Origin of the sequence: Cobetia sp. LC6 (assembly GCF_030264805.1) — a bacterium.
Classification (GTDB): Bacteria; Pseudomonadota; Gammaproteobacteria; order Pseudomonadales; family Halomonadaceae; genus Cobetia.
The window spans coordinates 103,605-118,081 of sequence record NZ_JASSPL010000003.1 but is presented as its reverse complement, the minus strand read 5'-3'; the positions used below and the strand labels follow the sequence as shown (position 1 = coordinate 118,081).

The window sequence follows — 14,477 nt, the reverse complement described above, 5'->3', positions numbered from 1 at the left end:
TGTGCAAAGATGGCTGAATCCGGAGGTCACCTGGCATGCACCGTAATGGTGCTGCTTCTGCGCCTTTGGGTGTGGGGGCAAGTGCTAATGTGGTGCAGGTGTGTGCCTGCCGATGAGGATTGTCTGGTGCAGGACGATGCGGGGCATGCACCCGACTCCAGGGTTGCGTATCCTTGCAGCAGGACACGACGGCCCCATGTACAGGGGTGTCATCATTTTCTGACCGGCAGTCCGCACGACGCGGCTGCCGGCCCGCAACGGCTGAGGTGCAGCATGTTCAAGAATGACGTCATCGGGCGTATGGCCCAGCAGATCGGTGAGCGCCTGCAGGATGCCTCGCATGGCCCGGAAGAGCTGCAGAAGTCCGTGCAAGGGGTGATGCGCGGTGCCTTCGACCGCATGGAACTGGTCTCGCGTGAAGACTTCGACATCATGATGGATGTGCTGACGCGTACGCGCAGCCGTGTCGAGTCGCTGGAAAAGCAGGTCATCGCTCTTGAGGCACTGCTGGAAAAGCAAGGGCTGGTAGCGGGCAATGCGCCGGCTGCCGAGCCCGCCATGCCAGTGGATGACGAGGGGGAAGCCGCGGTGGCGAAGCGTGAAGCCGCCAGCCACGCCGCGGAGATCGAGCGCCAGCGCGACGCCTGACTCGTCAGGTGACGGCTGAACCAAAACCGCCACGCCCTTTCGGGGCGTGGCGGTTTTTTGCGTCATGGGCGCCGCTGATTCCGGGGGAAGCCTCAGGCAGTCTGGGGACGAGTGCCCAGCATCCAGCGCACCAGACCTACCACTGAGGCGATGATCCAGAAGATCTCGATCACGAAGCTGGCGAGGTTGAAATTGATGCACAGGCTGATCAACAGCAGGATCGCCCCGCTCAGATTCATCAGGTTGTAGGTCAGGCTGCGGGCATCGAGTCTGCCGAGCTGCAGCAGGAAGAAGGCGCCGACGACCAGAGTGGTGCCTAGCATGCCGATCACATCCGCCAGGGATGCCAGCGGGGCAAGCATGTCTTGCATGGGTAGTGCTCCTGAAACAAGCCGAAGTCGTCCTGAATGGCTGGCCCTTTCCGTGGGTTGGACGATTCTCTGCCGCGCATCGGCGGCGTTCCGTGAGACAGCTTGGCGGTCATCCCGGCAAGGCCGGGACAACCGATCAAATATACAGCAGTCCCCGTCCGGCGGCACTCTTGTGGTTCTCTCGAGGGCGCCATGGCCCCTGTATGAGCACTTTCTTGGTGCAGGCAGGTATCAAGTCGGCCTCTCGCCATTCCCGTGTGGCGCCTGGTGGTGCTGAAATGCGCCAAAACAGGCGCTTTTGCGTGGAAAGTGCTGGCGAAACCGCTACTTTTAATCCGCCGTGAGCGCTTGTCGGCAATGCTGGCGAGCGACCCGCATCGTCAGCACCCGGGTGCGTTGCGACGCGTGAAGCTGAAATGGCAGTCGCAGCCGCATCCGCATCCGCAGGGCGCCAGATGCTCTCAACTACCAGGCAGCAACAAGTCGTCACCCAGCGCCAGGTCCTCAGGCGCCAATCCCTAGGCATCAACAACCCGATACTCGTGCAAATTCCTCGAGCGCAGCGCATGCGCCTTCTCTGATTCAACCTGATCTCTGACATGGCTTTCATCACTCGACTGAGTCGAGTGTCCAAGAACCTGTCTGTGCTTATTGAGTTTAATTTCTGTTGACTGGAGATGTGAAGGCTGTGGATTGCCTGGTCTGACGTTGGCACGTTTGATCATCGATGGTATCAGCGTGTTGACTGATGAAGTTTTGAGCGCTCAAAAAATGTCCACACGCGATGATTATGTAATCTTGCCCACAGCCTGTCTATTAGTTACGCATCCAGTAATTTCGGTATTCTGGGGCGTAAAGAGGTTTACGTTATATGCGCGAGAATCGTCATCTGAACACACATTTTCAGGTGATGCATGGCAGTGTCGTGGGGGGATGCGAAGCCTTGCGGCAATTGTCGAGCGCCCGAGCGTTGAGGCGCTCGCCGTCTGGGGGGTATGAGGTTTGCCATGCTGGGAGGGTTGGCAGCGGTGTGTGCCTTCGTGCTCATGGCAGGCCAGGGCCTGCTCCGATTGCGCCGTGCAACTGAGAGGCGGCATCACGCAGGGAAGACTCATGTCATTGGCAATGTTGCGCACGCGCGCGTCACTTGGTCTCGAAGCGCCGGAAGTTCAGGTGGAGGTACACCTTTCCAACGGCTTGCCGGGGCTGTCCATCGTCGGCTTGCCGGAAGCGGCGGTGAAGGAGAGTCGTGAGCGGGTGCGCAGTGCGCTGCTCAATGCCGGCTTCGAGTTTCCGGCGCGCCGTATCACCCTCAATCTGGCGCCAGCGGACCTCCCCAAGGAAGGCGGACGCTTCGATCTGCCCATTGCGCTGGGGATTCTGGTTGCCTCAGGGCAGATACCGGAAGAAGCCGTAGCTGCGATGGAGTGCCTGGGTGAGCTGGCGCTCGATGGCAGCATCCGCGCCGTGACTGGCGTGCTGCCAGCCGCACTCTGCTGTCGCAAGGCGGGGCGGACGCTGGTGGTGCCGCGCGGCAATGCCGACGAGGCGGCACTCGCCGAGGAGTTGGAAGTCCTGGCGGTGGGCCACCTGCTGGAGCTGGTGGCCCACCTGCTGGGGCGCGAGCGCCTCACAGCGCATGTGTGCTCGATCATTCCCCAGGCGCGCCTGCCAGAGCCCGACCTGAGCGAGGTGCGTGGCCAGCATCAGGCACGCAGGGCACTGGAGATCGCCGCGGCGGGCGGCCACAACCTGCTATTCGCTGGTCCGCCGGGCACCGGCAAGACGATGCTGGCCAGTCGCCTGTCCGGCATCTTGCCGCCACTGGGCGAAGGGGAGGCACTGGAAGTCGCGGCGGTGCGCTCGGTATGTGGCCTGCCGATCATGGAGCGCTGGGGTCAGCGGCCTTTTCGTGCTCCGCACCACACGGCCAGTGGGGTCGCGCTGGTGGGCGGTGGCTCCAAGCCGCGCCCGGGCGAGGTGTCGCTGGCGCATCATGGCGTGCTGTTTCTGGATGAGCTGGCGGAGTTCGACCGTGGCGTGCTGGAAGTGATGCGCGAGCCGCTGGAGAGCGGTCGTATCCTGATCTCGCGGGCCAGCCATCAACGCCGCTTCCCGGCGCGCTTCCAGCTGGTCGCGGCGATGAATCCCTGCCCCTGCGGCTACCTCGGCGACAGTCGCCGCAATTGCAGCTGTACCCCGGCGCAGATCCAGCGCTATCAGGCGCGCCTGTCCGGCCCGTTGCTGGACCGCATCGACCTGCAGGTCGAGGTACCTGGCCTGCCCGCCGAGGAGCTGACATCCGCCACTCCCGGCGAGGCCTCGGCCGGCGTGCGCGAACGAGTGCTGGCCGCTCGCGCGCGCCAATTGGCACGCGGTGGCCTGAATGCTCATCTTGATACTCACGCGCTGGAAGCCGCCTGCCAGCTGGAAGACGGCGAGCGTCAGTGGCTGGCCGGCGTGCTGTCACGCCTCAATCTCTCGGCGCGCGCCTATCACCGGGTGCTGCGTGTCGCGCTGACACTGAGTGATCTGATCGACCAGGATGGCGTGCAGCGGCCGCAGCTGATGGAGGCTATCGGCTATCGGCAACTGGACCGCATGATGGGCAGGGACCCGGCTCGCCCGGGTGCCGGCACCCAGCAGCGCAGCGCCTGATGCCGGCGGATCAGGACGTCAGCCCTGCTCGAGCTCAGTAGGAGGGTCTGTCCGCGCCGGGGATGCCCTCACGAATCAGGCGTGAGAAGTCGCCGTCCGGGTGATCGTCGGCGGCGATGGCGGCGGGGTTGATCAGGCTGCTGGCCTTGAGCTCCGCGAAGGGCGCAGCGTCACTCAGGGCGCCCTGGTCCGCGACATATTCCGGCAGATAGCCGGAGAGCAGCAGACGGTAGTCCAGCGGCAGGCCGTCGGTCAGGCGCGTCATCATCGCGTAGACAAGGGTGGTGCAGTTGCTGGTGGCGGTGTTGTAGAAGCGTGGCTGAGTGCGCAATGTCTCGGCTTCGTCGACGTAGGCCAGCAACAGCTCGCGGATCATCTCGCGCGGCATCTGCACGCGGTAGAGGTGTACCTGTTCGCCGCGCATGTTGCTGCGCACGCGGATGATGTCGCGTTCGTCGGCGGCGATCACCGCCAGTTCGTACTGCTTGAACATGCCGCCGAGGGTCGAGAACTGCTCGTGGCGCTCCTTGCGGATCTCCACCGAGAAGGCCAGATAGCGGCCATCGGCAAAGCCGAAGCTGACCAGTGTGTGGGCGATCTGCGGCCCCATCCAGTGACTGGTCAGCAGATCCACCGAGGTCAGCTCCTCCAGCGGGTAGTCGCGGCTTTCCCAGTGCGGCTTGTAATCCTCTGCGCTGTGCCACACGAAGTTGCGTACCTGCTCGAGATGCAGCACTTCACCCTGGGTGGCAGCCTCGTCCCTGGCGCTTGCCGGTGATGCCTCGTCCCGTGCCGGTGTGATCACCTGCCCCTCGACCAGATGTGCCACCTCCGGCGCCCAGTCGCGGTCCGCCCGTGGCGTGATGCTGGCCCACCAGGCAAGGCTTGCGACCAGCAGCATCAGGTAGCTGCCCATCAGCCGCCAGCGAATCGTGCTGGCCTGCGGCCACCACAGGGCAATCACGCACACGAGGCCCAGCACCGCTGCGAGAGCAGCCACGGTGGTGCGCAGCCCTTCCGGCCCCGGCAGGCGGAACCACAGTGCGGGCACCAGCCAGAGGCTCGCGCCCGCCACGGCGAGACTGCTCAAGGCGCGGGCCGCGAGGCTGACCAGCGTCATCGCGAGGCCCTCACGATAAATCGTTCATGAGCGGCGCTCTTCGGCGATGGCCTGCTCGAGACGCGCGAGACGGCCCGGCACCAGACTGTCCTCGAGTGTCGAGATACGCAGGATGTGGCCAAGCGAAGGGTGCGGGGAGCGAGTGATCAGCACGCCCTGAGCCATCAGCTGCTGCTGCACCTGCGCTGCCAGCTCGGCGCTCTTAAGGCGCACGCAGAGGAAGTTGGTTGCGCTGGGCAGCACTTCCGCACCCAGCGAGTGTAGGTGCTCGGCGAGCCGATCGCGACAGTCGATCACGCCGGCGATATGCGCTGCCGCCTCTTCAGGGTGCGCCAGCAGCAGCTCACCTGCGGCCATTGCCGGGGCGCTGACCGCGTAGTGAATCCGCACCTTGGTCAGCATGCCGATATCGTCAGGCTCGGCGATCATGAAGCCGAGGCGCAGGCCCGCCAGCCCATAGGCCTTGGAGAAGGTACGCAGGCGGAAGGTGCGCGCCATCGGCGCATGGTCGGCGTGGGCGGCGTCCGGGCGGAAGTCGTGATAGGCCTCGTCCAGCAGCAGGCTGCAGTTCTCCGGCAGGGCGTCGCGCAGAGCGCGCACATCGGCGTCAGAATGCAGGTGGCCGCTGGGGTTGTCAGGGTTGGCGAGATAGACGACGCGGGCATCATGTTGCCTTGCCGCGGTTAGCAGTGTCGCGAGGTCCGGTGCCAGTCGCGACGATGAGGCGTCATCGGTAGTGGCGAAGCTCTCGCTGTAGGGCACCTCGATGACCTCGGCACCCAGCCCGCGGGCGAAGTACGCCAGGGTCGGATAGGTGCCGGCGCTGGTGATGACGCGCTCGCCCGCACAGACGGTGGCACGCATTACCAGTGCCAGCAGGCTGTCGGCCCCGGCATCGACCAGCAGGTTCTCGTACGCGACTCCCAGACGCTCAGCCAGTTGCTGGCGCAGTTGCCAGGCATCGGCGTCGGCATAGCTGCGGCTCAGGTCGGCCAGGGCGGTGCCCAGCGCGCCGCCCAGCGTGTGGTGCGGCATGTCGAGCCCTTCGTTGGAGCCATACTGATACGGCAGTGCGTGTCCCAGTCTGCGTTCCAGCGCCTTGATGCCGGGGAACGGGTTATGCGGCCCATCCTGATAGAGGTGGGCAAGAAAGCGACGGGGACTGGCGGTGGTCATGTTGGCTCCGGAAAAGCAGAAACGATAAAAGCTGTATCAGAGGTGGCGGGGGCCACGGCGTAGCTGGGCGCAAGACTCAGAGCTCAAGGCCTGGAGCTCAGGGCTCAGGGCGATTGCGCGCCAGCGACTCGAGAGCCGCCTGGTCGAAGGCGCCGCTCAGGGTGAAGGTGCGCGTCTCATTGCGCTCGGCACTGGCGCTGCGAATCAGCGTCAGCTGCAGCTGGTACGGCTGAAGCGTGCGGTCTGACAAGGTAAGCGCGATGCCACTGGCCTCGAGGGTGGTCTCGAGACGCCACTGACGGCTATCGACGGCGGGGCGGTCGGTGCTCCAGTTGAGTACCTGAGGCCCGTTCTTGAGCGCCAGCAGTGCGCGTGTCAGCGCCTCGTTCAGCGCGCCCGGGTTGGCCTGCAGCGTGGCATCCACCTCGGGCGGCGCGAGCAGCAATACCTGTTGCTCGAGCGGGGGTGTCCAGGGCTGCTCGGCGATCAGGCGCGCCGCGCTCTGGCCGAGACCATAGATGGGGTCGCGTTCGGCACGCGGCACCTGGTCCAGGCTCATGCAGCCCGCCAGCGTGGAGAGTAGCAGGGTCGCGGCCAGCATGCGCAGGCGATGCATGGCCATCATGCCGTGCGCCCCTGCTGCGGCAGGTCTGACGGGCGCTGCGACAGGGCATCGAGAAAGGCGTCCAGCTCGGCAAACAGCTCCTGACGAATCGGCTCGGCTTCATTGACCAGATGGTGTTGGGCCTCGGGGTGGCGGTAGATGCGTGCATTGGGGAACTTGCTGGCCAGTACGCCGAGATTCCATTGCCAATCGACGGTGGTGTCCTGTTCGCCCTGCAGGATCAGGGTCGGCAGTGAGCAAGGAGGCAGGGCGCGCAGCCGGGGAATCCACTCCCGCATCGCCGTCACCCACTTCACCGCGAGGCGATCAGCCTGCAGCGGATCATTGGTGCTGAGAAACTCGTAGAAGGCCACATCGTTGGTGTTCGCGCGGTACTTGCGCGGAATGGAATCGATGAAGGGGCGCGCCATGCTGTGCAACCAGCGTGACTGCGACCAGCCCCAGGGCCGTACCAGTGGTGCGAGCAGGGCAATTCCCTGCCAGTGCGATTCATCGCCGCGCATCAGAGCGTCGGTGGCCAGCACCGAGCCGCCGGTGCTCTGGCCGATACCGAACCACGGGTGCGGCGCCAGGCTGTGATCCTCCAGGTAATCCTGGAAGGCCTGCAGGCAGCCGACATAGTCGCCGAAGTCATCGATGGAGGCGGGCTCACCGGATGACAGGCCATGGCCCGGCAGGTCCCACAAGGCGACCTGCCAGCCGTTGCGCAGCAGGTGCGCCAGCAGATGACGATAGAGGGCGAGGTGATCGAAGTAGCCGTGGACCACGAAGACGGTGCCGCGCGGCTTGCGCGGTGTCCACAGCTGAGCCCACAGGCGGAAGCCCTCGGCCTCCAGGTGACCGGCATGCACGGTGATGTCCTCGCTGCGCAGCGCATCGAGACCATAATGGCCCAGGTAACGCTCCAGTGGACTGGACGTCTGGCCCGGCAGCATGTCAGGCAGGCGGATAAAGGGGCCGTGGTCGAGCAGTTCACTGAAATCGGGCATGGTCATCTCCATAATGCTGCCATGCTAGCGGCTGGCGCGGCTGCGAGCTACACAAGGAACAGTGTTTCTTCACTGTTTTCCCCGCCTGTCGCCGAGCTACAACAGCGACGCGGAATCAACGCTGGGCGGGTAATCGGGCACCATGAGCTTGTTCATTGGTCATAGCAGTCCTTTCGCCGGCCTCGCCATCGGGTATGGTGTTGGGATTCGTCCTCGCCCGGCAGGGGGCAGCGCCTTCCTGCCCGGCATCATGATGGTTCACGCTTGTCGGGCAGTCGCGCGTCAGCAGCCGCGTCGAACGACGTGCCAGTGAGTGCCGTCTGGCGAAAATCCTTTTGAACACCACTGCTTGCAGTGTTGTCAGCCGTTGAGGGTTTCCAGCGATTCGTTTTCAGGGAGAGCAAACGCATGACCGACCGTATTCAACTTCAGCGCCTGGCCATCGACGCCAGCCTGCACCGCTTCATCGAGCAGGAAGCGCTGCCGGGCACAGGGATCGCGCCGGAGACCTTCTGGGCGGGTGTCGATTCACTGCTGCACGAGCTGGCACCGCGCAACCGCGAACTGCTGGCAACCCGCGAGCAGCTGCAGAGCGAGATCGATGCCTGGCACCGTGAGCATCCGGGCAAGGTGGACCTCGAGGCCTACAAGGCGTTTCTGCACAGGATCGGCTATCTGCTGCCGGAGCCGAATACGGTCGAAGCCAGTACCGCCTTCGTGGATAGCGAGATCTGCCAGCAGGCCGGCCCGCAGCTGGTGGTGCCGGTGATGAATGCCCGCTACGCCCTGAATGCCGCCAATGCGCGCTGGGGCTCCCTCTATGATGCGCTCTACGGCACCGACGCGATCAGCGAGGAAGATGGCGCCGAGCGTGGCAAGGACTACAACCCGGCGCGCGGGGCCAAGGTCGTCGCCTATGCGCGCCAGGTGCTGGACACCATCGCGCCGCTGGCCGGCGGCAGCCACCATGACAGCGAAGGCTACACGATTCGTGATGGTCATCTGCTGGTGCGTGCCGGAGGGCGTGACCTCAGCCTCAAGTCGCCGGAACGCTTCCTCGGCTATCGAGGCGACGAAAGCGCGCCGAGCGCGATCATCTTCGCCCACAACGGCCTGCACGCCGAGCTTGTGATCGATGCCGAGCACCCCATCGGCAAGACCGATCCCGCCAACGTCAGTGATCTGATCATGGAGGCCGCGCTCTCCACCATCATGGACTGCGAGGACTCGGTAGCCGCCGTCGATGCCGAGGACAAGGTGACGGTCTATCGCAACTGGCTGGGCCTGATGAAGGGCGACCTGACCGAGACGCTGGAGAAGAATGGTCGCAGCATGACGCGCAAGCTGAATGCAGACCGCGAATACACTGGCGCCGATGGCACCACGCGTGTGCTGCATGGTCGCTCGCTGATGCTGATTCGCAACGTCGGCCACCTGATGACCAACCCGGCCATCCTGCTCGAGGACGGCAGCGAAGCGCCGGAAGGCATCATGGATGCCATCTTCACCAGCCTGATCGCGCTGCACGACCTCAAGGGCGACAAGCAGGACCGCGGCGGCATCTGCAACTCGCGCACCGGCTCCGTCTATATCGTCAAGCCCAAGATGCATGGTCCCGAGGAAGTCGCCTTTGCCGATGAACTGTTCGCGCGGGTCGAGCAGCTGCTGGGCCTGCCGGACTCCACGCTCAAGATGGGCATCATGGATGAGGAGCGCCGCACCACCGTCAACCTCAAGGCCTGTATCGCGGCGGCCAGTTCCCGCGTGGCCTTCATCAACACCGGCTTCCTGGACCGCACCGGTGACGAGATGCACACCTCGATGGAAGCCGGGCCGATGCTGCGCAAGGGCGACATGAAGGGCGCCACCTGGATTCAGGCCTACGAGAAATGGAACGTGGATGTCGGTCTGGAGTGCGGCCTGCGGGGCCGTGCCCAGATCGGCAAGGGCATGTGGGCCATGCCCGACCTGATGGCCGCGATGCTGGAGCAGAAGATCGGCCATCCGCGCGCCGGCGCCAACACCGCCTGGGTGCCGTCACCTACCGCCGCCGTGCTGCATGCGCTGCACTATCATCAGGTCTCGGTGAAGGACGTGCAGCATGATCTGCTCAGCCGTCAGCGTGCCAGCCTCGATGATCTGCTGACCATCCCGCTGGAACTCGATCCTCAGTGGAGTGCCGAGGAAATCCAGGCCGAGCTGGACAACAATGCCCAGGGGATTCTCGGCTATGTGGTGCGCTGGATCGATCACGGCACCGGCTGCTCCAAGGTGCCGGACATCCACGATGTCGGCCTGATGGAAGACCGCGCCACGCTGCGCATCTCCAGCCAGCACATCGCCAACTGGCTGCATCATGGCATCGTCGACAGTGCCCAGGTGCAGGACACGCTGGAGCGCATGGCCGGCGTGGTGGACCGTCAGAATGCCGCGGACCCCAGCTATCAGGCGATGACGGATGATCTCGAGGGCTCCATCGCCTTCCAGGCCGCCTGCGAACTGGTCTTCCAGGGGCGCGTGCAGCCGAGCGGCTATACCGAGCCGGTCCTGCATCGCCGTCGCCTCGAGAAGAAGCAGCAGGCGCGCTGACACCCCCGACTGGCTGGTGAAAACAGTGAACACGACAACGGCGACCCTGGGTCGCCGTTGTCGCCTGTCGCCGGGCAGGAATTGCCCGGCCACTATTTTGCCAGGCGCATGTTTCCCGAGACCGCTTTTGCCGCTAGCCTTGCCCCAGAAACCGCGTAACCGCGCGATCGGACCCAGTGTGTCGAGGAGAATGTCATGCCCGTGATGAGCGCCGCCGCCATCGAGGATTTCCTCGATGAAGTCTTCCCCCAGCGTCTGGGCACCATCGAGGCCGTCGGCGATCGCTGGGCGACCATGGGGCTGGCCATCGAGGACGAGCACCTGCGTCCCGGCAGCTGTGTGTCCGGGCCGACGATGATGGCGCTGGCGGATGTCTGCCTGTATGTCGCGATACTCGGCGAGATCGGCCCGGAGCCGATGGCCGTCACCAGTGACCTCAGCATCCACTTCCTGCGCCGTGCGCGCGGCGACCGCGACCTGATGGCCACCGCGCGTATCCGCAAGCTGGGCCGGCGGCTGGCCGTCGGCGAGATCGAGCTCTTCAGCCACGGTGATACGGACCCGGTCGCCATCGTGACCGCGACCTATACCTTGCCGGACAGTGATGACTGACCCCGGAACGGTCGTGGGCAACGCCTCGGGCCAGTTCGCTACAGCTTGTTGATATCCTTCTCTTCGCTGCCGCGCTGACGCCAGCCGGTGACGGCCAGGCTCAGCCAGCCGGCGATCAGCAGAAGCCCGCCGATGGGCGTGATGATGCCCAGTTGGGTGCGCGCCGTGGTCGCCAGGGCATACAGCGACCCTGAGAACATCAGGATGCCGGCGGCCCATAGGCCCAGCGTCAGCATCTGGCCACGCAGCGGCTGCACCGAGCGCCAGGCGAGTACCCCGACCGCCGCCAGCACGTGCCACATCTGATAGCGGACGCCGGTCTCGAACACGCGCAGCATGTCCGCGCTCAGGGTGCCGCGCAGGCCATGACTGGCGAAGGCACCCAGTGCGACGGTGGACATGCCGGCCAGTCCCATGGCCAGCCACCAGTGGCGGGAGTGGGAGTCGTTGTGACGCATAGACAATAATTCCTTGAGGGCAGGTGGCGCGGCACGATGTGCCTACGCCTGTCCACGTAAAGCCGCTACAATAGCGGCCTCTTTTCGCGGGAGGACAGCATGCAGATACAGCTCAACGGTGAAGACCACGTGGTGGAGGACGCCACCACGATTGCCGCTCTGGTCGAGAGTCTCGGTCTCCAGGGCCGCCGACTGGCAGTGGAACGCAATGAAGATATCGTGCCACGTAGCGCGCACGCCGACACCCGTCTGCATGCCGGTGACCGCATCGAGATCGTCCATGCCATCGGTGGTGGCTGATCCGTCCTGTTTCCAGGATTGACACTTTTCACTACTCGCTCGCGCTCAGCGCGTTCACGTCCAGCTCGATGAGGTCATCATGACAGACAGTTCTGCCCCGACATTGAACACCCCCGTCACCCAGGTCGCCGGCGACAGCCCGTTGATCGTCGCCGGTCGTGAGTTCTCTTCACGCCTGCTGGTCGGTACCGGCAAGTACAAGGACATGGAGGAGACACGCTCCGCCATCGAGACGTCCGGCGCGGAAGTGGTCACTTTTGCGGTCCGCCGTACCAACCTGGGCCAGAACGCTGACGAGCCGAATCTGCTCGACGTGCTGTCACCGGATCGCTATACCTTCCTGCCCAACACCGCCGGCTGCTACAACGCGCGTGATGCGGTGCGTACCTGCAAGCTGGCCCGTGAACTGCTGGACGGCCACAACCTGGTCAAGCTGGAAGTGCTGGGTGATCAGGACACGCTGTATCCCAATATCGTCGAGACGCTCAAGGCCGCTGAAGCACTGGTCGCCGATGGTTTCGACGTGATGGTGTATACCTCCGACGACCCCATCGTCGCGCGCCAGCTCGAGGAAATCGGCTGCTGCGCCATCATGCCGCTGGGCTCGCTGATCGGCTCCGGCCTCGGCATTCTCAACCCGCACACCCTATCGCTGATCATCGAGCGCGCCAATGTGCCGGTGCTGGTCGATGCCGGTCTGGGTACGGCGTCAGAAGCCGCCTTCGCCATGGAGCTGGGCTGTGATGGCGTGCTGATGAACAGCGCCATCGCCCACGCGCGCCAGCCGCTGTTGATGGCAGATGCCATGCGTCAGGCCGTGATTTCCGGCCGTGGTGCCTTCCTGGCCGGTCGCATGCCGACTCGCCTGACGGCACGTGCTTCCTCACCGGGCGCTGGCCTGATCACCGGCTGAGCCCTGAAACATTCGAATCCGATGCTCGCGCATCGTTCATGCAAAGACCAAGACGACCCCATGACTGACGAGACTTCCAAGCCGCAGGACGACACGTCCACTTCTGCACCCGCTGACGATGCGCAGCAAGAAAGTGTGCAGAACGAGAACGCGCAGCCCGAGAGCGTGCAGACCGAAAGCGCGCCAGCGACCCCTTCCGTTGCCGATGAAGCCGTCGCCCGCAAGCGTGGCATCAAGAGCTACGTGATTCGTGGTGGCCGCATGACCCAGGCCCAGACCCGCGGGCTGGAAGAGGTCTTCCCGCGCCTTGGTCTGCGTCACGAGCAGGGCGAGCTGGATCTCGAGGCGCTATTCGGGCGGCGGGCGCCGCTGGTGATCGAAGTCGGCTTCGGCATGGGCAAGTCACTGTGTGAACAGGCACAGGCCAACCCGGACACCGACTTCATCGGCATCGAAGTGCACGCGCCTGGCGTCGGCAAGCTGCTGGATGATGTCGACAAGCTGGGCCTGACCAACCTGCGTGTCTATCGTCACGACGCACTGGAAGTGCTGGCGGATTGCGTGCCGGCCGGATGCGCCGACACCTTCCAGCTGTTCTTCCCGGACCCGTGGCCGAAGAAGAAGCACCACAAGCGCCGTATCGTTCAGCCGGCCTTCGTCGAGCTGGTGCGTCGTGTGCTCAAGCCGGGCGGCCACTTCCACATGGCGACCGACTGGGCCAACTACGCCGAAGCGATGGCGGAAGAGATGGCCGAAGCGCCGGGCTTTGCCAACACCGCTCCGGCGGAAACCGCACCCTACGTGCCGCGTCCGGATTTCCGTCCGCTGACCAAGTTCGAACAGCGCGGCGAGCGACTCGGCCACGGTGTGTGGGATCTGATCTTCGTCAAGCAGGACTGACCAGCGCCTCGTGCGCAGTGGCGGCGTCATCATGACGCTGCATCGCGGCCGCCTTCGGGTGGCCGCTTGCGTGTGAGGCCCACCGCCATGGCGCGGTTTGGCGTGCCAAGGCCATTTGCCTGCGTGGCTGTCTGTGCCCTTGCGGTATTTGCGGCCCCTTTCTTTTCCCGTCCCGAGAGTTGCTGACCATGACGACGCCTACCGCCGACTCGGCTGATCGCCCGACCATGACCCCGCTGACGGCCCTGACCTGTCCACTGGATGCCCAGCCGCTGGAACGTGATGGCCAGAGCTGGTGCTGTGCCGACGGGCATCGCTTCGATATCGCACGCCAGGGCCATGTCAATCTGCTGCCGGTGCAGCGCAAGCGCAGCCTGGACCCCGGCGACAGCAAGGCGATGGTCAGTGCCCGCCAGCGCCTGTTCGCCCTCGGCGGCTATCAGCCGCTGGCGGCGGCCTTGGCCCGTCGTGTGCTGGCATTGGCTGCGGCCCAGACGTCGCTGGCCGTGCTGGATGCCGGTTGCGGCGAAGGCTTCTATCTGCGTCAGTTGGCGTGCGCTGCCGGTGAGCGGGATTTCTCGCTGACGGCGGCGGGGTTGGATATCTCCAAACATGCGGTGCTGGCTGCGGCGAAGCAGTCACGTGATGCCGCCTGGCTGGTGGGCACCAACGCCGCCCTGCCGCTGGAGGATGCATGTGTGGATGTCGTCATCTGCGCCTTCGGCTTCCCTGTCTGGCAGGAATTCGCGCGTGTCCTCAAGCCCGGTGGCCACGTCGTGCTGCTTGAGGCGGGGGCCGAGCACCTGCTGGCGTTGCGCAGGATTCTCTACCGCGAGCTGAAGCCCGCGCGTGGCGAGGCCGGACTGAGCGCTGCCGAGTCCGCGGGCTTCGCCATCAGAGGCGAGGTCGAGCATCTGCATGCGGGGCTTTCATTGACCAGCAATGAGCAGATCCGGGACTTGCTGACCATGACGCCGCATCTTTATCGCGCCGAGCGTGATGGCCTGGCACGTGCGGAAGCCATGACGGCGTTGGAGGTCGAATTGCATGCGGAGCTGAGGGTGTTCTCGCTCGAGGATGCACAAGATAAAACTTAAATAGAAATTCTTCGCATTTGC

At 64.7% G+C, this 14,477-nt stretch carries 14 protein-coding genes; 8 read left to right on the top strand and 6 right to left on the bottom strand.

Going from position 1 to position 14,477, the window contains the following annotated elements:
* Positions 1–273: 273 nt before the first annotated feature.
* Positions 274–648 carry an accessory factor UbiK family protein gene (locus QQF40_RS05480; RefSeq protein ID WP_175088973.1) on the top strand — a complete coding sequence of 125 codons (375 nt, stop codon included), beginning with the start codon at positions 274–276 and terminating at the stop codon, positions 646–648.
* Between the two features lie 92 nt (positions 649–740).
* Here the strand turns inward: QQF40_RS05480 and QQF40_RS05475 are convergent, their stop codons facing one another.
* Entirely contained in the window at positions 741–1,019 is a 279-nt protein-coding gene (locus QQF40_RS05475; RefSeq protein WP_217485823.1) for a CBU_0592 family membrane protein, read from the bottom strand.
* Positions 1,020–2,132: 1,113 nt separating this feature from the next.
* Here QQF40_RS05475 and QQF40_RS05470 point away from each other — a divergent pair.
* The gene (locus QQF40_RS05470; RefSeq protein WP_285460664.1) at positions 2,133–3,677 is read left to right on the top strand and encodes a YifB family Mg chelatase-like AAA ATPase; all 1,545 of its coding nucleotides are present in this window, start codon (positions 2,133–2,135) and stop codon (positions 3,675–3,677) included.
* A gap of 34 nt (positions 3,678–3,711) precedes the next feature.
* Here QQF40_RS05470 and QQF40_RS05465 read toward each other — a convergent pair whose 3' ends face one another.
* From QQF40_RS05465 to QQF40_RS05450, 4 genes are all read right to left on the bottom strand, one after another.
* On the bottom strand, positions 3,712–4,797 hold the full coding sequence (locus QQF40_RS05465; RefSeq protein WP_285460663.1) for an Lnb N-terminal periplasmic domain-containing protein: 1,086 nt from the start codon (positions 4,795–4,797) through the stop codon (positions 3,712–3,714).
* Positions 4,798–4,821: 24 nt separating this feature from the next.
* Positions 4,822–5,973: a pyridoxal phosphate-dependent aminotransferase gene (locus QQF40_RS05460; protein ID WP_285460662.1), complete on the bottom strand. Its 1,152-nt coding sequence runs from the start codon at positions 5,971–5,973 to the stop codon at positions 4,822–4,824.
* 97 nt (positions 5,974–6,070) lie between these two features.
* Positions 6,071–6,598 (bottom strand): hypothetical protein, encoded by a 528-nt coding sequence (locus tag QQF40_RS05455; protein WP_175088992.1) that lies wholly within the window; start codon positions 6,596–6,598, stop codon positions 6,071–6,073.
* Positions 6,595–7,587, bottom strand: coding sequence for an alpha/beta hydrolase (locus QQF40_RS05450; protein WP_502871418.1), 993 nt, complete (start codon positions 7,585–7,587; stop codon positions 6,595–6,597). Before QQF40_RS05450 ends, QQF40_RS05455 begins: the two co-directional genes overlap by 4 nt.
* Positions 7,588–7,995: 408 nt before the next feature.
* Between QQF40_RS05450 and QQF40_RS05445 the strand changes: the two genes are divergently transcribed.
* Both QQF40_RS05445 and QQF40_RS05440 read left to right on the top strand, forming a co-directional pair.
* On the top strand, positions 7,996–10,176 hold the full coding sequence (locus tag QQF40_RS05445; RefSeq protein WP_175088994.1) for a malate synthase G: 2,181 nt from the start codon (positions 7,996–7,998) through the stop codon (positions 10,174–10,176).
* A 195-nt stretch (positions 10,177–10,371) separates the two neighbouring features.
* Positions 10,372–10,788 carry a PaaI family thioesterase gene (locus QQF40_RS05440; protein ID WP_043336979.1) on the top strand — a complete coding sequence of 139 codons (417 nt, stop codon included), beginning with the start codon at positions 10,372–10,374 and terminating at the stop codon, positions 10,786–10,788.
* A 38-nt stretch (positions 10,789–10,826) separates the two neighbouring features.
* On the opposite strand, the gene QQF40_RS05435 is transcribed toward QQF40_RS05440, so the two are convergent.
* Positions 10,827–11,246 (bottom strand): DUF423 domain-containing protein, encoded by a 420-nt coding sequence (locus QQF40_RS05435; protein ID WP_043336980.1) that lies wholly within the window; start codon positions 11,244–11,246, stop codon positions 10,827–10,829.
* 99 nt (positions 11,247–11,345) lie between these two features.
* Here QQF40_RS05435 and thiS point away from each other — a divergent pair, with 99 nt between their 5' ends.
* From thiS to QQF40_RS05415, 4 genes are all read left to right on the top strand, one after another.
* Complete coding sequence (gene thiS, locus QQF40_RS05430; protein WP_175088996.1) at positions 11,346–11,546, top strand: sulfur carrier protein ThiS; 201 nt, start codon at positions 11,346–11,348, stop codon at positions 11,544–11,546.
* A 79-nt stretch (positions 11,547–11,625) separates the two neighbouring features.
* Positions 11,626–12,459 carry a thiazole synthase gene (locus QQF40_RS05425; RefSeq protein ID WP_175088997.1) on the top strand — a complete coding sequence of 278 codons (834 nt, stop codon included), beginning with the start codon at positions 11,626–11,628 and terminating at the stop codon, positions 12,457–12,459.
* Positions 12,460–12,519: 60 nt separating this feature from the next.
* Positions 12,520–13,359 carry a tRNA (guanosine(46)-N7)-methyltransferase TrmB gene (gene trmB / locus QQF40_RS05420; protein ID WP_285460661.1) on the top strand — a complete coding sequence of 280 codons (840 nt, stop codon included), beginning with the start codon at positions 12,520–12,522 and terminating at the stop codon, positions 13,357–13,359.
* A gap of 188 nt (positions 13,360–13,547) precedes the next feature.
* Positions 13,548–14,456, top strand: a complete 909-nt coding sequence (locus QQF40_RS05415; RefSeq protein ID WP_285460660.1) for a putative RNA methyltransferase — start codon at positions 13,548–13,550, stop codon at positions 14,454–14,456.
* Positions 14,457–14,477: the final 21 nt, after the last annotated feature.